Source organism: Acetobacter sp. (assembly GCF_022483985.1).
In the GTDB taxonomy this organism is placed as follows: domain Bacteria; phylum Pseudomonadota; class Alphaproteobacteria; order Acetobacterales; family Acetobacteraceae; genus Acetobacter.
On sequence record NZ_JAKVME010000001.1, the window covers coordinates 2499164 to 2519622 of the forward strand.

The following is a 20459-nucleotide window of genomic DNA, read 5'->3' on the forward strand; positions in this document are numbered from 1 at the left end:
TGTGAAAACCATTTCTTTACTGGCGGCATTCAGATGCTCGCTCTCACGTTATGTCACCCATCCGCTCAGAGCCTTTTTGGAAATTCACGGATGAGCGTTTCTGCGTAGCATAAGGCTTCCCATGGTGATGTGGATCATGGCCTCTGCCACGTCGATACGCTGTTCGTAATCCCTCACCAGTCGGCGCCAGCGGATCATCCAGCCGAATGTCCGTTCAACGACCCATCGACGTGGCAGGATTTCAAATCCTTTTGCCGTATCTGGCCGCCGGATGATCTCGACCGTGAAGTCGTGAAAGGCGGCTTTGTCCATCAACTGCAAGCGGTCATAGGCCCCATCTGCGAACAGATGCTTCACCCACGGCCAGCGTTTGCGGATAGCATCCAGGATCATTTGTCCACCCGCACTATCCGAAATATCGGCTGGTGTCAGCCTGACCAAAAGCAGTCGGCCATCGGTATCGACCGCGATATGACGCTTGCGGCCAACGATCTTCTTGCCAGCGTCATAGCCACGGGTCTTTGCATGAGGAGCCTTGATACTCTGGCTATCGATAATGCCCCCAGATGGACTGGCCTCGCGTCCCGCGACTTCACGATCGAGCATCAGGCAGACATCATGGATGGTCTGAAACAGGAAACGGCGTATCAGCCTGCGAAACCACCAATAGACGGTCTGCCATGGACCAAAATGAACAGGCAACATTTCCCAGCCACAGCCTGAGCGGACAAGATAACGCAGCGCATTGATGATCTCACGAAAATCGGTTGCTCGTTTTCGGCCACGCCGGTTCGAAGGCGGCATCAGGGGCGCTATGCGCTCCCATTCCTCATCGGTCAGATCAGACGGATAACGCTTCGTCTTGCGCGTAATGTTGGCCATTCGGCCTCGTTGTTCTGGCATCCACATCCTGAGTTTGAATCACGCGACAGACGCCCTGAAAACCCCTCACGCTCAATTTCCAAAAAGGCTCTCAGAAGATTGGCCAACCTGTTTAGAAGAATATGATATTTTTTCTACAAGCCAGACTGATTGCTCGGGGCATACTGAATCTGTCGTCTACGATTGACCGCTGTCGGCGACAAGATCGTTCTGCCACCAGACACGGACGTATTTTCCAGTATTATCCACCCATTCAGGAGTTACTCCAACCTGCGCCTCATACTTTCATTACTGATTTACGTTCAGCCATAACACACTTACTCAATAATAATTATCATTCGCGATTTTCGTGTCAAGAACGGGTCATTTTTCCTCAATCTGGCGCATGATCGGCTACCGCTGATCGAGCGATCCGTTTCTCAAACAGCGGGACGGTCAAAACAGGCGCCTCTCGCCATGACCCTGTGAACATGATCTTATGGAGCCCATCACCACCGATGGATGGGCCTGATGGTTACAGCACCCTTTGCAGTCAATGCGCATGCCTCACGAGGCAGACTCTACGACGAGCCGCCCTCACCCACGCGGTCGCCGTGGCAGCGGGATCGTGACCGCGTCATCCATTCATCGGGGTTTCGGCGGCTTCAGTACAAAACACAGGTCTTCATCAACCACGAAGGAGATTTCTTCCGTACCCGCCTGACGCACTCCCTCGAAGTCGCACAGATCGCCCGCTCCATGGCAAGGCATTTCGGCGTGGATGAAGACATTACCGAAGCCATTGCCCTCGCCCACGACCTTGGCCACACGCCGTTTGGGCATGCTGGAGAAGATGCCCTGTCCCTCGCCATGGAGCCATGGGGCGGGTTTGATCACAACACGCAGGCGCTCCGGCAAGTGACTGTTCTGGAACAGCGTTACCTCCAGTTCGACGGTCTCAACCTGACATGGGAAACACTGGAAGGTCTTGTAAAACATAATGGACCTGTGAACCATGTTTCCAGATGGCTAAAAGATTACACAGCAGCTCAGGACCTCGAACTGCACACGTTCGCTTCACTTGAAGCGCAACTGGCGGCTCTGGCGGACGATATTGCGTATCACGGGCATGATCTGGACGACGGCATAAAATCCGGCCTGCTGACACTGGACGATCTTGTCGATGTGCCGGTCGTCAGCGACGCCTTGCGCGAAGCCCGCCGGATTGCCTCATCCCTGCCCCCGCGTCCGGTCACAGCGTTCGGAGCGGGCAGCCGTACAGGTGATGCTCCCACGACCTCCAGCGCGTTCATCGCCACACAGGATCAACGCCTCCGACACGAAATGGTGAGACGCATCGTTCATGCACTGGTCTCGGATGTTCTCACCCAAACCGAAAAAAATCTTATTGCCCTGACACCGCAATCCGCCAACGATATTCGCCACGCAGCCGGACCGGTTGTGGGTTTCAGTCCCGCCATGGGTGAAGCCAACGCGCAGATCCGCTCTTTCCTGTTCGCCAATCTTTATCGGCACTGGAAAGTCAAACGGATGACACACAAGGCGAAGCATGTGGTGGCCGAGCTTTTCGATACGCTGGGTTCATCTCCCGGTCTCCTCCCCGACGGGTGGAGGGAACAGGCCGCGATTGCACCCGATGAAGCGGGACACCGGCGGGTCGTTGCTGATTATCTGGCGTCCATGACTGACCGTTTCGCGATGGAAGAACACCGGCGTCTGACCGATCTGTCAGTGCCGGGATAAGACTGGCGGCGCTACGGATTGAGCCTTCTGTGGGCTCTGCCCGCACCCGCAGGGAGGCACAGCCTCCTTGACCGTAATATATTGATAACAGACCGCTTTCCAGAAGCACCGTCTTTGGCGAGGTTCAGGGTGACAGCCCGGAAACCAATCCTGAAGCAGAACCTATTCATGAACATTGAAATAATATACTGGAAACAGAACCTGTAATTTTTACCTGCACTTCAGAAAAAGTGATGATCGAAAATATGTTCCCATGAAAGACCAGAAATCAGAACGAAACCTTTTTCTCTTTTTTCTGGTCGTTTTGTTCTCTATAATATTTTTAAATATTTCTTTTCATGGAGACATACAAATGGATAAATGTCTTGATGAAATTCATAAATATATTTCAACCCAGAACAACACCTATAGTCTTCTTTGTATATTTACTTATTTTTTATTTTATATCTTTCCATGTTTATTTTTTATTTATTCTGTATTTATAATTAATTTTTCCATAAAAGAAACGAAAGGAAAAATTTATTTATTTATTATTTTTCTATTTATTATTACATTTATTACAATACCCGTAAAAATTATCCATTTCCCCGAGCTCGGTTTCAAGATGATGTGGGATTACACTGATGTATGCCCTCCTCGCCAGAGAACCATCATCGACAGTATTTCCGCCTGGTTTATGTTTTCTCTCAAAATAATGACCACTATCGTATGCTATCTCTTTTTTTCCGGAAAAAGCCAACCCCGAACACCATCATGACACACAGGAGCGCTGGATGACCGGAGTTCCTACCGTCCGGGATCGAACACATCCTGCAGGATACTGTTCAGCCGCACCGCATAGGCTTTCGCGCTGTTCTCCTGCTCCAGCATTCTCAAAGCACCGGCGCGCACCGTGTTCCACAACTCCTCATCCGTGTAGAGAGCCACCACACGTTCAGCGAAACGTTCGGCATCGTTGTCGCCACCCGCCACAATTTCCAGACCATCCCGCCAGCCAAGCTGACGACAGAGCAGGCCGGACGCTACAACAGGTAATCCGTAAGACGCAGCCTCATGAATCTTGAATGGGATACCTCCTGCATAACGGGTCGGCGCGACAAAGATACGATGAGACGCATACAGATCTGACGGATCTTTCACCGGCCCAAGCAATTCAACGCGTGGATCACGCCCCAGTGCGCTCAGATCGACTCCAGCACCACGGAAACCGGCGACGCGAAACCGGACATCCTCAGGCAAACGGTCCCGCAGCAGAGGCAGCACCTTCTCAACAAACCAGATCAGGCTGTCATGGTTAGGAGAATTGGGCTCGTGAATAGCCCCGAGGAAAAGTATATCACGGCGCTCATCCCATGCAGCCGATGTCGGTCTGACAGGGCACATATGGCCAAGCTCAGCGACATTCTCGAAACCCGCTTCGTGCAGGGCACGGACATCCAGCGGATTGACCGCGACAATCTTCCGACAGAACCATGCCGCCGAGAACTCGGCAGCCAGCGCTTCGTCCAGCGTCCGGGTCTGCGGCTCGTCAAACAGCTTCGCCTTCAGCAGATCACGGGGAGACGTCACCGCCTCCGTGTCGAGCACAACCGCATCAAGCGGCAACGCGGGAGCCTGCGCCATCAGGATCGGCAGCAGCCTGCCGATATTATGTGTCCGGCCGATCCATACGCAGTCCCATGACCCGCTGCGTTCCTGAAGAAAGGTATCAAGCGTCTCGAAGCCCCGGTCATGCAGAACTTCCACCTCCGGAGGAAAATCCGCATAAATCCGCGACAGGGGATCAACCGACGCATAGATCGGAAAAACCGTGACCTGATGGCCAAGCGCGGCCATGGTGCGCACAATGTCATTGGAGCGCACAAAGCCGGACCCGAGACTGCGAACGGGAATCCGGTCCTCGATAAAGAGAATGCGTTTGACCGACGGACTGACAGCGCTTCTGGCCCGGACGGCGAGACGGGGGGACGGTGGAAGAGCCTGCGCAAAAATTGCTGCGTGCTTCTGCCGCAAACCACGACGGTCGGCCTCATCAAAGGCGGACGCTTCCTTGTCGCTGACATCCTGAGAGGCCAGAAAAGCAGGCTCATAGAGAACACGACGCCCGGCCTCGGCTGCCCGCAGGCAAAGATCGGTCAGTTGCGCCCCCTCGGACTCCAGCCTGTCATCAAATCCTTCCAGCGCTTTCAGCAGATCGCGGTCGATCAGCAGCGCCGGGACCGTTGCGCAGACGACGGGCCGACGGAAACAGGCGGCGGGCTCCTCCATCGGGGCGTTTTCAAGATAGCGGATCAACGACCCGTCCCGTCCGATCAGGGCGCCCGCTTCAAGAATACGGCCGTCAGCCCGCAAGGTCCGACCCGTCACAATACCGATACGCCCGGCAGCAGTATCTGCCCGCGCGTCGAGCGCAGCCTGCAAGCTGCCGTGCGCCAGACGCACGCCCTGCCCCAGCCACAAAACCGCCTCTCCGCGCAAGTGAGGCAGAGCAGCTTTCAGGGCCTCCGCCCGGGTCACTGATCGGTCCAGCCGCAGAATCTTCATGCCACGGGCAAAATGGTGCAGGCGCGTCGTATCGTCGCGTGATCCTGCGTCCACGACGATGACATTCAATGGCCCGGCATGGGTCATACGCAGGGCCGACAGGCTGGACAGGGTCAGCGGGAGACGATTGCGGACAAGAAGGATGATGCTGAGACGGGGTTCCTCCCGTGCAGTGAAATCCAGTGGACGGGCGGCGAGAAGCGGCAGAAGGTTCTCGGCCTTCCGCACGGCGAGTCCTTCAAACACCTTCAGATCAGGCCGTTCAAGACCCGCATCGAGCGGCTGCTGGCTCCGACGGGACAGCCAGTGCTCGAACACGTCGCGCACCAGACCGCGCTCGATATCAGCCCTGACCGTTCCGGAGAAAAAATAGGCGTTGAGATCGATATCCGGATGCGGACGACGTCGCTCAAACGCACCATAACGCAGGAAATGGTCATAGGCGGAACGCAGCTGCCCGGTGGCTATGGCGTCCGCGATGTCCGGATACTGCTCCAGATAATAGGCCTCACTGAACCATTCGAGACCACAGAACTCGACCGGCGTCCTGTTGGTCAGGAAATGGCACAGCGGGCTACGTATCTGTCCCGCCTCCAGAGCTTCCGCCACTTCCGGATAGGTTTTGAGATACCATTCGGGATCGAAATACCAACTGACCCTGAGTGTATTCTGATCGATCCCATCCATCAGGAAGGACGCGAATGGCCCGGTTTGCGGGATGGAAAGCGCGCTGGCCTTTCCTGCCGTTTTCCCGGAAGAACCATCTCCATCGAGGCAGGCATGGGCATAGTAAAGATGCGGATCGAACAGCAGGTGGCCGGACCGGAACTCACGGTCGCCGTAACGGAGATAATGATCGTATCCGTTGAATGCTCCCAGCCTGTCCAGCGTGGCGCGGGTCAGGTCCGGGTAGCGCGCAAGATAAGCGGTCTCTGAAAACAGCCAGTGCGGAGACCGGTTGAGGTATCCATCCCGACAGTAATGGTCGAAGCCTGAAGCAAAAGATCCGGCATGTACCGCCGAGGCGACATCAGGATTGGCCTGCTGATACCATTCCTCATCGAAGAAACGGTTGGGAGAAAGGTGCAGTTCTCCAGCAACCTCCGCATAATGCGTCGCAAGCGCTTCCGGGTCCGCGTCGGCGAACTCTCCCAGAACGTCCCTGTAACGGGCGCGATACCACTCGGCGTCAAAGCGCCTCCAGAGAGGAGCCTTGTCAGAAGGAAGCTCAGAAACGACAGACGACACCCATGGCCCTTTCAACACCTTGGCGGGGAGCCTCCCCGAGCATGTCAACGGTTATGCTACCGGAGACGATGTGTGAAGGCTTTATACGCCTCCGGCAGGCTCCGCCCGGCGCAGGATGTCAGCCAGCAGTGGGCTGGGAACGGCGTGACTGCCAGAGTGCGAAAAAGTCGATCTGCTGGATGATGACGGGAATGAAGCCCGCCTCCCGGGTCAGATCAGCCAGATAGTTCCGCGCGGCGGGAAACAGCATCTTCGGCGCTTCCACCAGCAGCATCGGCTCGAACGACTCTGTCGTCACATTGCGCAGGGTGAACATCCCCGCATAGGTGATCTGGGCTTCAAACAGCAGCGGCGGCTCGCTTCCATCCACGGGCGCATCCCCACGTCCCACGCAGTTCATCACCACATCGACTTCAAAGTCCGGCTGATTTTCCGCGATCTGCCGCGCCATGACATCAAGCGTCATGGACGTATTGGGCCGCACGGGCGGACGGGTATGCAGCAGGGCTGAATCGATCGCCTTGAACGACACGCTGCGGATATACTGTGCGCCCATCAGAAGCGTCGGCGTTGCAGGTGCCTTTGATCCGGAGCCATCCACGCTGTCCGCAGAATTTCCCGCACCTGTTACTGTTTCCATCGTATTCTGACCAGCCATACCTGAGGAGACTTTCTGTTACATATAAATCAGCGCGCAGGTGGGCTTAGCAAACTCCCCGCGTGACTGCGAGTGTAATCCGGAAGCGGTTGCCATTAAATGAAGCGGCCATGTAAAATTCCAAGTGCAGGCATCGGTATCCAGCCCTTCGGCAATTCTCCCTTGTAAATCAGGGCGATATGATAGTCCGGTGCAGGATCGCGCGCCTCGGACAGGAATCGGGCGTACGCCGTGACCTGCTCCCTGCGCCACTGACAGTCCGCCAGAGCGGCCTCACGCGAGATGTGAATACTGGCGACACGCCGTCTGCGCCCGATCATCGCCACCACGGCCCAGATCTTGTCCTTCCCGGACTGTCTGCCTTCCTTTTTCCCCGGAATCTCGAACGGCAGAACTGTCACCATCACACCGGCCCTTTTCCATCTCTGCCGCTCCCTGCCTGAACTCGGCGCTACAGACAGGAAGCGGCAGAAGGAGCGAGAAAGACCGTTACGAAACCACGCGTATCAGGGAATGGCAAGACATCGGGGCGTGTTCGGGAACTGACGGCGCTAATCCGGCCTGCGCGGCCAAAAGCAGCCGGAGACACTCATCTCCTCGTCCTTTTCAAAGCTTCAGGACACCACGTTTCCGAACAGGGCCTCGCGCAAAACGGCCTCCTGTTCCACACATTGCTCCAGTTCATACATATGCCCATACGCCTCGACAGACGCGACCGGTTGCAGGGAGAGAGCCGAGACCAGCCATGCCGCCTGCGCCTCCCGCATGCAGGCAAGCGGCACGGACTGTTCGACACAGAGCCCCGTCTCCAGCAGCCGGGCGCGGGATGTTCCCGGCAGCGCCCCGTCCTCGACCGGCGGCGTAACGACACGTCCCGCCAGCATCAGCAGGATATTCGCAGCGCTCGCCTCCGCCACGTTGCCTTTTCCGTCCAGCAGCAGGGCGTCATCGTGCCCTCCGGCAGCCGCTTCCATCCGCGCCATGACCATCGGCAGGTAATTCAGAGATTTGACCCGGGACAGAGGTGAACTGCCATCCCGCACATAACGGCTGACACCCAGACGGACAGGAGCAGGCATGGCGCTCACTCCGGCGGCACAGGTCAGCATGACCGTCGGCTGCACCTGTGCTGGAGGGCGAAGTCCGCGCGGTCCACAACCCCGTGTGACCGTGAGGCGCATGCTCCCCTCCACGAGGCCGGATGCGGCCAGAAGATCGCCCACCGCCCGCCTGAGCCTCTCCCGGTCTGGCGGCGGTAGAAACAGCGTCGCACATCCCGCGCCCAGCCGATCGAGATGCCGTTCCAGCAGGGGCACACATCCTGTCGCAACCCGCATGGTCTCGAACAGCCCGTCCCCAAGCAGCAGGCCGCGATCAGCCGGATCGATTCTGGCTTCATTCGCCGGCAGCAGCGCGCCATTCAGCCAGAGCAGCGCGGTCATTCCCCGAACACCTTGAGCAAAGCCGCTCCTTTCAGTCTCATCTCGTCATATTCGCGCTCCGGATCGGACAGCCACGTGATCCCGCCACCAACGCCGATCCGCAGTCTACCGTCGCAGCGTTCCACGCTCCGGATCACAACCGAGCTGTCCATCGCGCCCTCCCTGCCGATCCGGAAAACGCTGCCACAATACGCTCCACGCGCCGACAGTTCGATCTGATCGATGATCTCCATAGCGCGTTTTTTCGGCGCTCCCGTCACGGAGCCCGGCGGCAGAGTCGCACGCAGAAGATCAAACGCATCGAGACTGGATTTCAGATGTCCCTGCACACAGGAAACGAGATGCTGCACATGCGCGAACGGCTCCACCGCACACAGTTGCGGCACCGACACGGAACCGATGTCGCAGACACGCCCGATATCATTGCGCATCAGGTCGGTAATCATGAGATTTTCGGCGTTTTCTTTCCCGTCCCGTCGCAACTGTTCAGCCAGACGCAGGGTTTCCGCCGCATTGGACCCGAGTGGTGCGGTTCCCTTGATAGGACGGGTCTCGACAAGACCTTCAGGGGAAAGCGACAGAAACCGTTCCACCGATGCGCTCAGAAGAGAGAACGGGGAGGCCGTGTCCAGCCCGGTGCAGCCTCTGAGAAAAGCCCCGAAAGGAGCGGGCGATCCCTGTCGCAACAGGCCATATACTGCCAGATCATCAAAACCGGACGGTTCATCCGCCTGCCAGCGCAGTGTCAGATTGGCCTGAAAAATGTCTCCTTCACCGATCAGGCGGACAACTTCCCGGACCGCTGAAATCCACTGTTCCCGCTCCATATCGGGCTGGAAATGCACACGGGCAGTGGCGGATGACATCGGCACGTTTTCGTACGCTGACAAAGACAGGGCGCTGTTCCCCACCCTGAAGCAGCGCCTCTCCAGCCGATCAAAAGCAAAAACAGTGTCATAGGACGCGGCGAGAATCTCCGGCGTCTCCGTCCGATGACGCGACACCACGCCTTCCAGCGCCATGCCTGCCGCATAAGACGTCAGTCCAACAAGCCCGCCTGAAAAAGGGAGATCCGCACTCTCCACGGACTGCAAACGGGCGTGCATATCCTTCAGATGGCGCCATGCATCACCTGTGACATGCCGACCGTTTCTGACCACTTTACCCTGAGACGATACGAGCGTTTCACACGGCTCCACACAGAGAAAAGACCAGCGTGCCCGTTCGTCGCCGGGAGAAGCTGCAGGTGTTCCTCCACTATCGAGGAATGCAATCCACGGTGCGGTTTTCCACGTCTGCAAGGCGGTCCATGGATCAACCCAGGGGAGTTCAGTGACGGAAAAGGGGCGCATTTCCGCTTCTTACACACAGAAAGGCTTCAGAGAAACATCGGTTTGGTCAGGCTGAACTTTGTATTTCAGAATTATAAACATAGCACCACAGAGCTTGGAAAAATCCGGTGTCCAACCCTGTCATCCTGTCCTAAAAGCACACTCATTGTCATTCAGGAACAAAAGATGAGCACCACGCCTTCCCGCAGGGAGTTAGATAGAACAGCCATAGTGCTCATGATTTTTCTCTGCATGATGTGGGGCCTCCAGCAGACGGCCATCAAGGCGATTTCCAACGACATGGCTCCTGTCCTGCAGGTCGGCATCCGCTCGGCGCTGGCCGCCCTGATCGTAGGTCTGATCATCATATGGCAAAAAGATTACACGGCGTTCCGTAAGATTCCGGTATTTGCCACTCTCTCGGTTGGCGTCCTCTTTGCACTGGAATTCCTCCTGACGGGCGAAGGGCTCTGCTTCACGAGCGCCGCCCACATGTCGATTTTTCTTTATACGGCACCAATCTTTGCGGCACTCGGGCTACATGTCGGGTTACCGGAAGAGCGTCTTTCGCCAATACAGTGGAGCGGTATCGCACTGGCTTTTCTGGGCGTCGTCGTATCCTTTATGGGACCGGAAAGCGGTATCGGCGACCCCACGACCCACTCTACGTGGATAGGAGACATGCTGGGGGTTCTCGCGGGTGCGTCCTGGGGCATGACAACCCTGATCATCCGCTTTTCCAATCTTTCAGAAGCTCCCGCCACGGTCACTCTGTTCTGCCAGCTTTCTGTTGCCAGCATCATCCTGATACCAACAGCATATTTCTCACATCAAATGAGTTTTCACATGACCGGCATGGTCATTCTCGATTTTATTTTTCAGCTTGTCCTTGTTTCGGTTATCAGTTTTCTGATCTGGTTTTCTCTTCTCAGAGTCTATCTGGCTTCGCGCCTCGGCGTGCTGTCCCTCATGACACCTCTGTTCGGCATTCTTTTCGGGGCCTTACTGCTACATGAGGCGCTCAGACCAGAATTTCTGGCCGGATCAGCCCTGATCCTTGTTGGCATCAGCCTTGTGAGCAAAAAGACCGCGGCCAGAAGGGAAAAACACTCCACATAGATGTTCTTCCCTTCTGACAGGCGTGTCGCCAACCCGCATCACTTGCAGGCCACACGGGGAAGCGGGAAATCAGGGCAAGAGAGCGCGGTCCAGTGCAACGCTCCGATTTTTATCAGACAGTGCAACGCCGGGAAAAGGATCAATCCCAGTCACCCGCTCCAGCGAGTCCTGACTGACAGCATTACATCGGTATGGCGCCGTATTTTTACAGACAATAACCGATACAGCTTTTGACGACGGCACATACACCGTTTTCCAGAGGGATGAAGGAATACGAACATGGTCAGGACCAATCGTTCCCAAAGGAGCACGAAAGGCCGGTCCGGTCACCACATAAACCTCCCGGTATCGTTTCACTATTTTCCTGACATTGGCTTCCAGATGATTCCAGGCTCCCGAATTCAGCCGGGCCGCCTGAGGAACGATATTGGACAGCAGGAAAGTTTCCGCGCGGGCGTTTTCCGTGGCAACATCGCCTGAAGGCGTCAGGTGACCACGCGACCATCCTGAGCGTTTGTAATCCATCAGGCCGGATCGATCCTCAAGCGGAATCCTGAGATCTTCCTGAAACTCCGCCCGGCCCTTCAATGCTTCCGCCTGAGCGATGCTGTCCGCAGTCAGATGCTCCGCGCTCCATGCGGCTTCTTTTGCCTGCGCTGAATAGCCCGTTGCAAAAGAAAGAGAACAGAGAAGGGTTACTTCACGAGTGGAAGAAGGCTGTCTCTGCGCGGCAAAATGATCGGAACATGTGGCGCCTGCAGAAACAGGTATCAGAAACGCCAGCAGAACCGCAGACCGGAGTGAAAGATAATGCATGTGCCGGAGTGTGCCGCATAGTCCGCGCACAAATCAACTTCTGGAAAGAGACAGCCCCTCTCAGCCGAAGATTCGATCTTCGACTGAGAAGACAATAAAAGATCAGAAAAACGTGTAGGACTGGTTTCTCTTGCTTTCCATCGACGTGACGATGGAAGCCTGCACAACCGGCGCAACGAGCGCATGACCCGGCGCCAGAGGATGCACATCGTCCGTATAGATATACCACCCCATATTTTTCTGAAGCGTGTTCGAGAGATCAGAACCGATATCAACGGTTGCCACTCTGGTATCGCCCGGATAGGCCGCCCGGTAATCATTCATGGCATTATTGAAAACTGCAAGCCACGACGCAGCATATTTTGGCGTATAATGAAATCCGAACGGAACAATCTGAAAAAGCCATGCATCCGGCGCTGCCTGGCGATGGGCGGTCATGGCCTGCCGCATGGCCGCCTGCGAATCAGACGTGCTGAATTTGCTCAGCGCCTCATTGGTCAGATAGTTGACGACAATGGCGGCGGGCTCCGTTCCCACAGCCCCATATGCGGAAAGATGATTGTTGCTGTCCAGTGCGGAGACGTTTGCATCAATCTTGTTCCACCGGCTCTTACTGTCATCATAGGTTCCGCCGCTGCCGGAACTGGATCCGGAAACATAGTAATAGGGCGGAACATCCGCGCTGCTATCTCCGCTCACCAGATAGCCGGAGTAACCACAGGCGGACACGCAGACCTCATATCCCTTCGCTCTCAGCCCCTGCAGAACCTGGAACGTGTACCCGTAAACGATATTATCCTTGTTGTTATTCGCCTTGATCCCTTCGGTGATGCTGTCGCCGATAATCTTGATCCATCCTTTCGTACCCGCGACAGATACCCCCGCGCTGGAATTGCTATCAACAGTCACGCCGGACACGACAAGATTGTTTCCCCCCTGATTCCAGCGAGAACTCTGCGGTGTATTGCTCAGAATGGCGAACAGGACGTTTTCCGAAGATGGCGTGATTCCGGACAGCGTGATATCCCCCGTCACGGCAACCGTTGTACCGACACCATTGAGATAGAGCGTGACATAGGCTCCCGTCCCGCTGGGTCCGAGATGAAGGGTAGCCGTCGGGCTGGCGGATGCGGTCCATGTCAGGACGAAATAGGCGCCCACATTCCATGTCCGACGCCATGCGGACCCCGCACGCCCTGTATCTCCATACCAGTTGCCGGGAGAAAACAGGAAGGCGGGCGAATCAACCGCGATAGCGCCACCCGTCACAGGCGCAACCGGTATTGCCGTCTGCTCCACCGCCTGCGTCGTGCCGACAGAATTCGTAGCGCCCACCGTCACATATACTGGAACACCGTTCGTCAGGCCGGTGATCGTATAGGTGCCGGGAGCCGTCAGCGTGGTGACCGGAGAACTGCTTTCACCGCCCGCGCTGGTTCCCACAAAAATCGGATAACCCGTAATGGTGGCGCCACCCGTGGAGGTCGGCGCCGCGACTGTCACAGTCACCTGTCCGGAACCGGCTGCAAGAGTGAAGGAAGGAGCGGAAGGTGCTGTCGCCTGCGAAATGACTGTCAGCGACAACGCTGCCGGATTGGTAAGGCTACCACTATTTGTCGTGGACAGAGATCCTGAACCGACCGCAGACGGTGTGAAAGTAAACGTCACTCCGCTGGCGCTTCCTGCGGCAAGCGTCACTGTCGCAGGAGAGAATGTACCAGCCAGAGTACTGGCGGGCGTGATGGTCACCGCTGAGGAAGGCGCCGCATTTGGTGCAACCGTATAGGTTGCTGGCGTATTCACAGCCAGACTGGAAGAACCACTCAACGTATAGGTCGTTGCCGCAGGTGCGACTGGTGTTGCCGTCTTTTCCGACGCCCGTGTCGTGCCGACAGAATTCGTAGCGCCCACCGTCACATATACTGGAACACCGTTCGTCAGGCCGGTGATCGTATAGGTGCCGGGAGCCGTCAGCGTGGTGACCGGAGAACTGCTTTCACCACCCGCGCTGGTTCCCACAAAAATCGGGTAGCCCGTAATGGTGGCGCCACCCGTGGAGGTCGGCGCCGCGACTGTCACAGTCACCTGTCCGGAACCGGCTGCAAGAGTGAAGGAAGGAGCAGAAGGCGCAGTAGCCTGTGCACCAACCGTCAGCGACAACGCTGCCGGATTGGTAAGGCTGCCACTATTTGTCGTGGACAGAGACCCTGAACCGGATACCGATGGTGTGAAGGTAAATGGGACACCACCGGTACTGGCGGCAGGAAGCGTAACAGTCGTCGGGGAAAATGTGCCTGCCAGAGTGCTGACCGGCATGATGGTCACCGCTGCGGCGGGTGCTCCGTTCGGTGTGACCGTATAGGTTGCTGCGGTATTGACAGTCAGGCTGGAAGAACCGCTCAGAGTATAGGCCGTTGCCGCGGTCGCCGCAGCGTCTCCGCTATAAACAGAAACCTCCTTGACACCGGTAACGTTATTGCTGTTCGCAGAATAGGCACAGAGACCGAATGATCCCACGATATTCTGAAGCGCCGCTGTATTCACGGTTGAGTTGCCGGTAACCGTTGCCGTGCCAAGAGTGACGCCGGCGGAATTCGTCACGGTGGCAACCAAGGTTGAGGTTGTAGACGTATCCTGCGTCAACTGAACGTCAAGGGTGACCAGATCTCCGTTGGCAGGCTGCTGTGAAAGTGTCTGGTTGAGAACCTGAGTGACTTTTCCGGAAATACCAACAAAACCATGCAGAAAGAAACCGGATGAATTATTATCAATGCCTAACAGATAGCCCTGAAATGCAGTCGCCGCCGTACCCCGGTTCGACCGAAGCATAACATAGACTGTCTGACTGGAATTAAGACGAACCTGAGCCGTCATACGACCAGACATCGCATCTTCCGACTGCGGACGGTAGAGCGGACCGCCAGACCATGGAGTGCTTTCCTTGATGGATGTCAGATAATTCTGTGTCGCACCGGACGGAAGGACCGTGGTCGACCAGACATTTCCTACAAGATCAATCCATCCATCCACCAGCGTCTGCCCGGCGGCAACCGCGCTTGCTGTCGCCGCAACATTGGTGTCAGCAAGCTGTGTCCATGTGACCATCTATAAATTTCCTTGAAATAAAAAAGCTAAAAACCATTCAGCGCAAAAGTTGCAACAGGAGTAGCTGTCCCCGTCCACTGTGTAAGTTTCGAAAAGCAGCCGGGTAAAAACCCACATGCCGCAAATTAACTTCATCCGAATTTTTATGAAATAATCCAATATGAAAAGAATATTTTCATTCAATCGGGATTCACAAAACCCTATAAAAGCAAAAAATTTTATGCCCGTAATAATCATGACCATTTGAAATCACATGACAAGGAGACGATATCTTCAGACAATATAAAATATCGAGTCTCTTCGCACCACAAACTCCACACTGAGTCCGTGATGCTCATAATATGATACTATTCTATCCTGTCCCAAACAGGATGGATAACAGACAGATCATGTCCCGTCCGTGAACAGCTCTTCCAGTCCAAGACGCTGACACATCTGCTCCGCAACAGCAGGCGTGTCATCCAGAGGCTGAACCTGCCAAGACTCAAGCTCGTCTTCAAACATGCGAATTCTGCCGGATTTTTGCAGCGTTTCGAGAAACAGTCCAATTCTGCGGGATTTCCCCGGCAAACGCTGCACGTACACAGGAGCCGTGCTCGCAACCGCTTCCGAAACCATCGACACACTATCCGCCGTGACAACCAGCCAGTCCGCGCAGGCGATCAGTCCGCGATACGGATTGTCATCGCCACCGCTCCACAGGATGCCACCCACACTCTCAACGGCCTCACGGAGCACAGCCGTCGCTTCCGGCGCCGTACGGCGGGATGTCGTGATAAAGAGATTCGCATCCGCTTTCCTCGCGACACGCATCAGCCGCTTCGCAAAATCCTCGGCTTCCTCACGCCCAAAACGGAACCGTCCGTTCGCACCGCCGACCAGAACAGCAAGCAGGGGACGCCCTGACACATTCAGCCTGTCCCGCCACAACAAGCGGGCTTCAGCCAACTTTACCTCAGTCAGCCCATGCAGCGCCGTGCGGCTGAGCAGAACGTTCGGCCCATCAATCTCATCATGATAATTGGCAATCACCAGATCGAACCGGTCCGCACGGATACGGGGATTCTGAATCTGCACGACAGGACGACCTCTGCGACGCATGGCGGCGCCGACGGCTCCTCCTTTCCCGGCCACGCTGAACACCAGATCCTCATGTGAGGGGAGCAGCTTTTCCGACAGTGCCGTCAATGGACGACGCCACAGGGAAGGTGGAAGGCAACGATGCAGAAGCCTCTCTGCCCGAACCGCATAAAATCGTGAGGGAAGAGCGACATACTCCGCCAGTCCAAATGCCTGTGACCGCATCCCCGCAAGGTCTTCAGCCACAACCGCAATGCCAGATGGAGTATGGAGCATCACGGAAAACACCTCACCACAAAAGAAACATGAGGTGATGCCTCATCGGGGTCAAATACACGTCTGATTCCTTTCATGTCTTTATGGTGTTTCGTCCTGTTTAGGAAATACTGAAAACAAATATCGTTCCGTATATTCCAAAAAAAGGAGACGCTCTTTCCCGATCGATTGCCATACTCCCCTGAAGAGCAGGCCACTGAGAGGACTCGCGGCGTGAAACGCGCCCGCCCTCGTCTCCGCCCATCACCGTGCCGCTGGCCCAGCGGATGGCCCTGTGGATGGCCCTGCGGAAATGCCCGCCCGAGCCATCCGCCTCATCTGTCATACCCTGCCGGAAAGGATAAACGTTCATCCGGGAATGATACACTTGGCAGTTGACAACTCTGTCCGAAGCAGTCCTCTAACAGTCCGGCGCATGCCCCGGCAACGGACAGCGCCTGCAATAAGAGTGCAAGAAACAAGAGGCTAGTCATGAGCGCCATTGTCGACATCATCGCCCGCGAAATTCTGGACAGTCGTGGTAACCCCACAGTCGAAGTCGAGGTCGAGCTGGCTTCCGGCGTCACCGGCCGCGCAGCCGTTCCCTCCGGCGCGTCCACCGGCGCGCACGAAGCCGTCGAGCTCCGTGACGGCGACAAGTCCCGCTATGGCGGCAAGGGTGTCCTGAAAGCCTGCGAGAACGTCGAAAACGAGATTTTCCCGACGCTTCAGGGTGCGGAATCTCAGGACCAGATCGACATCGACAACGCGATGATCGAGCTGGACGGCACACCGAACAAGAGCCGCATGGGTGCGAACGCCATCCTCGGCGTGTCCCTCGCCGTCGCCAAGGCGTCAGCGGCAGAACTGGAAATCCCGCTTTACCGTTATATCGGCGGTCCGTTCGCCCATGTCCTGCCGGTGCCGATGATGAACATCATCAATGGCGGCGAGCATGCGGATAACCCGATCGACATTCAGGAATTCATGATCCAGCCGGTCGGCGCACCGACAGTGGCCGACGCCATCCGCTGGGGATCGGAAATCTTCCACCAGTTGAAGAAATCCCTGTCCGCTGATGGCTTCGCCACCAATGTCGGCGATGAAGGCGGCTTCGCGCCCAACCTGAAATCCGCTGACGAAGCGCTGACCTATATCACTCGCGCCGTGGAAGCTGCCGGCTACCGTCCGGGTGAGGACGTGACGTTCGCGCTCGATTGCGCCGCGACCGAATATTATAAGGACGGCAAGTATGTTCTCGCCGGTGAAGGCAAGACGCTGGATGCAGGCGGCATCGTCGCTTATCTCGAAGACCTGACGAAGCGCTTCCCCATCGTCTCCATCGAGGACGGCGTGGCCGAGGATGACTGGGAGGGCTGGACCCTGCTGACCCAGACGCTCGGCAAGTCCGTGCAACTGGTCGGTGACGATCTGTTCGTGACCAACCCTGTCCGTCTGGCGCGCGGTATCGAGGACGGCGTGGCGAACGCCCTGCTCGTGAAGGTGAACCAGATCGGCACGCTGACCGAAACGCTGGCCGCCATGGAAATGGCCCACCGCGCTGGCTACAAGTGCGTGATGAGCCACCGTTCCGGCGAGACGGAAGACACCACCATCTCCGACCTCGCCGTGGCCACGAACTGCGGCCAGATCAAGACCGGCTCGCTCTGCCGCTCGGACCGCACGGCGAAATACAACCAGCTCATGCGGATCGAGCAGGAACTGGCGACGGCGGCCGCTTATGCAGGACGCACGATCCTGAAGAGATAAGGTCCGCGCTCCCCTGTCCCCGGTTTCTCTGTCCCCGGTTTCTCTGTCCCCGGTTTCTCTGTCCCCGGCTTTCTCTGGCCGGGGACAGGTCTGTGACGTAAAAGCCGCTTGAATTTCCAAAAATGTAATTATTCAGCCATTTCGCCTTTTTTAAGCCATTTCTTGCAATACGGTAGGGGACAGGCTTGAAACCCCTTGGTTCGATTCTCCCGGAGGTCCCGATTCGTATGCAGCTTGGCCGGATAATCCGACGCGCCTTCAACGCGGTTCTCCCCCCCTCCGTCTTTCTCGCTCTCACCGGTTATTTCTGCTGGCAGGCCACTCAGGGTGCGCATGGCCTCAAATCCTACCACGAACAGCTTCATCTGCTTGACGAGGCGCACGAGTCCCAAGCCAATGCCGTCACGGAGCAGGCCGCCTGGCGTCGCCGCGTATCGGGTCTGAGCGAGGGCGCGCTGAACGCGGACATTCTGGATGAGCGCGCCCGGGCGATGCTCAATCTGGCCAACCCCAACGATATTGTCGTGCCTTACGACAAACACGCACAGCTTTTCTAAAGCCGTTTCAGGGCGTGTCTTCTCCACGAAAGACAAAAAACTTTTATTTTCAATAGACTATAAAGAATTAAAGAGACCGCCCCTACGTGAGGCGCGGGGTGACGCTCCGCACATCACCCTGACAACCCAAAGACCTGCAACCCAAAGAAAAAGCGCCGTTCCCTAAGGAATGGCGCTTTTCTTATGGGCTGCGTTTTAAGGCGCAGACCTTATTTGATTTTCGCTTCACGGAAGACGACGTGCTTGCGCGCAACAGGGTCGTACTTCTTCAGTTCGAGCTTGCCGGTCTGGGAACGGGCGTTCTTCTTGGTGACGTAGAAATATCCGGTGTCTGCGGAGGAGACGAGCCGGATCTGGATGACGTTGGACTTTGCCATAAGATCCTCGGAATCGTGCCTGACCGCAGGTCCGGATTTGCACCCCTGATCGCGGTCGTGGTTCAAGTTCGGCGCAAATTGCGCATCCGAGGGCCTCAGGTCAAGCATTCATGCGTCCCGAACGCCCCGGAAGCCCCAAAAAGTTTGGAAAAAGCCCATGATCGAGGTCTCAGAAGCCCTTCATCGTATCCTTTCCGCCCTCCCGCTGCTCGGTGCAGAGACCGTTTCGCTGACCGAGGCCTGTGGCCGCATCAGCGCCGCACCCGTCACGGCGCACCTATTCAACCCACCGGCGGACGTCTCCTCAATGGACGGATACGCCGTCAGAGCGGTCGATACGGCGAAAGATGCGAGGCTGCATGTCATAGGCGAGATTCCCGCCGGACATCCAAGCGATCTGGCCGTCACCCCCGGCACCTGCCTGCGGATTTTCACCGGCAGTCTTGTGCCGGATGGCGCTGACGCGATTCTGATACAGGAAAACACGACCCGCGATGGCCACCACATCACGGTCACGGAGCCAGTCGCCAGCGGGCGCTTCATCCGCCCCAAAGGACTGGATTTCTCCGAAGGCCAGACCGTTATCCCGGTTGGCCGGAAACTGTCGGCGCGCGATATCGGCATCGCCGCCTCAGCGAACTGCCCGTGGATCACGGTGCGGCGACGGCCTCGCGTCGCCATTCTCAGCACCGGCGACGAAATCGTTCTGCCCGGCGCCATTGTGCCGCCCGGCTCCATCGTCGGCTCAGCCGCCTTCATGCTCGCAGCCCTCCTCCGCAAGGCAGGAGCAGACCCGATCATCCTGCCGGTCGCCCGCGATACGGTCGATTCGCTGACTGACAGCATCCGGCAACTGGAGACGGTCGATCTCCTGCTGACCATCGGCGGCGCCAGCGTGGGAGACTATGATCTCGTCAAGAAAGCCCTCGGTGAGACGGGGCTGGTCACGGATTTCTGGAAAATCGCCATGCGTCCCGGCAAACCGCTGATGTTCGGCCAGATGAACGGAACACCCGTCATCGGCCTGCCCGGTAATCCGGTCGCGGTTTTTGTATGCAGCCTTGTATTCGTGCTGCCTGCCCTCCGCGCCATGTCCGGCGAGGTGACGAAAGACGATGGCATCGAGTCCGCCCGTCTGGCCGCCGACCTGCCCGCCAATGACCAGCGCTTCGATTATCTCCGCGCCACACTGAGCCGGGATGAAAACGGCGTTCTCTGGGCAAAACCCTTCTCCCGACAGGACTCCTCCATGATGGCCCCGCTGGCCGACTGCGATGCGCTGCTGCTGCGGGAACGCTTCGCGCCGGAAGCGAAAACCGGAGAAACCTGCCGGATCATGCGCCTGCATGGACTGGTGGACTGAAGGCGGATTCGGGCTTTGCCTCATACCTCACCAAAGGCCAACCGTTTGTCGGGATGCGGGAACCCAGAGTCCTACTGGACGCGGGCAGAACCCACATCGTGGTCCATAAAACGCTGAGAGCGGCATCCGTTCAGGCTGGGTCACGGATGCCGCTCTCAGCCATTGTTTA

15 protein-coding genes are annotated in these 20459 nt (G+C 56.9%); 5 read left to right on the forward strand and 10 right to left on the reverse strand.

Annotation, left to right across the window (positions count from 1 at the left end; translation table 11 throughout):
- Positions 1 to 84: 84 nt before the first annotated feature.
- Positions 85 to 909, reverse strand: a complete 825-nt coding sequence (locus LKE90_RS11070; RefSeq protein WP_291493361.1) for an IS5 family transposase — start codon at positions 907 to 909, stop codon at positions 85 to 87.
- A 483-nt stretch (positions 910 to 1392) separates the two neighbouring features.
- Here LKE90_RS11070 and dgt point away from each other — a divergent pair, with 483 nt between their 5' ends.
- Complete coding sequence (dgt, locus tag LKE90_RS11075; protein ID WP_291493363.1) at positions 1393 to 2625, forward strand: dGTP triphosphohydrolase; 1233 nt, start codon at positions 1393 to 1395, stop codon at positions 2623 to 2625.
- A gap of 786 nt (positions 2626 to 3411) precedes the next feature.
- Here the strand turns inward: dgt and LKE90_RS11080 are convergent.
- The 5 genes from LKE90_RS11080 to LKE90_RS11100 all read right to left on the reverse strand — a co-directional run bounded on the left by LKE90_RS11080 (position 3412) and on the right by LKE90_RS11100 (position 9869).
- Positions 3412 to 6417: a glycosyltransferase gene (locus tag LKE90_RS11080; protein ID WP_291493365.1), complete on the reverse strand. Its 3006-nt coding sequence runs from the start codon at positions 6415 to 6417 to the stop codon at positions 3412 to 3414.
- 118 nt (positions 6418 to 6535) lie between these two features.
- Positions 6536 to 7075, reverse strand: coding sequence for a protein-export chaperone SecB (locus tag LKE90_RS11085; RefSeq protein ID WP_291493367.1), 540 nt, complete (start codon positions 7073 to 7075; stop codon positions 6536 to 6538).
- A gap of 95 nt (positions 7076 to 7170) precedes the next feature.
- Positions 7171 to 7479, reverse strand: coding sequence for a hypothetical protein (locus LKE90_RS11090; RefSeq protein WP_291493369.1), 309 nt, complete (start codon positions 7477 to 7479; stop codon positions 7171 to 7173).
- Between the two features lie 210 nt (positions 7480 to 7689).
- Positions 7690 to 8517: an aminotransferase class IV gene (locus LKE90_RS11095; protein WP_291493371.1), complete on the reverse strand. Its 828-nt coding sequence runs from the start codon at positions 8515 to 8517 to the stop codon at positions 7690 to 7692.
- Positions 8514 to 9869: an anthranilate synthase component I family protein gene (locus tag LKE90_RS11100; RefSeq protein WP_291493373.1), complete on the reverse strand. Its 1356-nt coding sequence runs from the start codon at positions 9867 to 9869 to the stop codon at positions 8514 to 8516. The genes LKE90_RS11095 and LKE90_RS11100 overlap by 4 nt, the downstream gene beginning before the upstream one ends.
- 165 nt (positions 9870 to 10034) lie before the next feature.
- On the opposite strand from LKE90_RS11100, the gene LKE90_RS11105 reads away from it, so the two are divergent.
- Entirely contained in the window at positions 10035 to 10967 is a 933-nt protein-coding gene (locus LKE90_RS11105) for a DMT family transporter (RefSeq protein ID WP_291493375.1), read from the forward strand.
- A gap of 69 nt (positions 10968 to 11036) precedes the next feature.
- Here the strand turns inward: LKE90_RS11105 and LKE90_RS11110 are convergent, their stop codons facing one another.
- From LKE90_RS11110 to LKE90_RS11120, 3 genes are all read right to left on the reverse strand, one after another.
- Complete coding sequence (locus tag LKE90_RS11110) at positions 11037 to 11813, reverse strand: DNA/RNA non-specific endonuclease (protein WP_291501463.1); 777 nt, start codon at positions 11811 to 11813, stop codon at positions 11037 to 11039.
- Positions 11814 to 11885: 72 nt separating this feature from the next.
- Positions 11886 to 14888: an SGNH/GDSL hydrolase family protein gene (locus LKE90_RS11115; RefSeq protein WP_291493378.1), complete on the reverse strand. Its 3003-nt coding sequence runs from the start codon at positions 14886 to 14888 to the stop codon at positions 11886 to 11888.
- A gap of 387 nt (positions 14889 to 15275) precedes the next feature.
- Positions 15276 to 16244: a mitochondrial fission ELM1 family protein gene (locus tag LKE90_RS11120; RefSeq protein ID WP_291493542.1), complete on the reverse strand. Its 969-nt coding sequence runs from the start codon at positions 16242 to 16244 to the stop codon at positions 15276 to 15278.
- Positions 16245 to 16715: 471 nt separating this feature from the next.
- Between LKE90_RS11120 and eno the strand changes: the two genes are divergently transcribed.
- Both eno and LKE90_RS11130 read left to right on the forward strand, forming a co-directional pair.
- Complete coding sequence (eno, locus tag LKE90_RS11125; protein WP_291493380.1) at positions 16716 to 17993, forward strand: phosphopyruvate hydratase; 1278 nt, start codon at positions 16716 to 16718, stop codon at positions 17991 to 17993.
- Between the two features lie 227 nt (positions 17994 to 18220).
- A complete protein-coding gene (locus tag LKE90_RS11130; RefSeq protein ID WP_291493382.1) occupies positions 18221 to 18550 on the forward strand; it encodes an FtsB family cell division protein in 330 nt (109 codons plus the stop codon).
- A 209-nt stretch (positions 18551 to 18759) separates the two neighbouring features.
- Here the strand turns inward: LKE90_RS11130 and rpmG are convergent, their stop codons facing one another.
- The gene (gene rpmG / locus LKE90_RS11135; protein WP_173569660.1) at positions 18760 to 18927 is read right to left on the reverse strand and encodes a 50S ribosomal protein L33; all 168 of its coding nucleotides are present in this window, start codon (positions 18925 to 18927) and stop codon (positions 18760 to 18762) included.
- A gap of 157 nt (positions 18928 to 19084) precedes the next feature.
- Here rpmG and LKE90_RS11140 point away from each other — a divergent pair, with 157 nt between their 5' ends.
- Positions 19085 to 20290, forward strand: coding sequence for a molybdopterin molybdotransferase MoeA (locus LKE90_RS11140; protein WP_291493384.1), 1206 nt, complete (start codon positions 19085 to 19087; stop codon positions 20288 to 20290).
- The last annotated feature ends 169 nt before the right edge of the window (positions 20291 to 20459 follow it).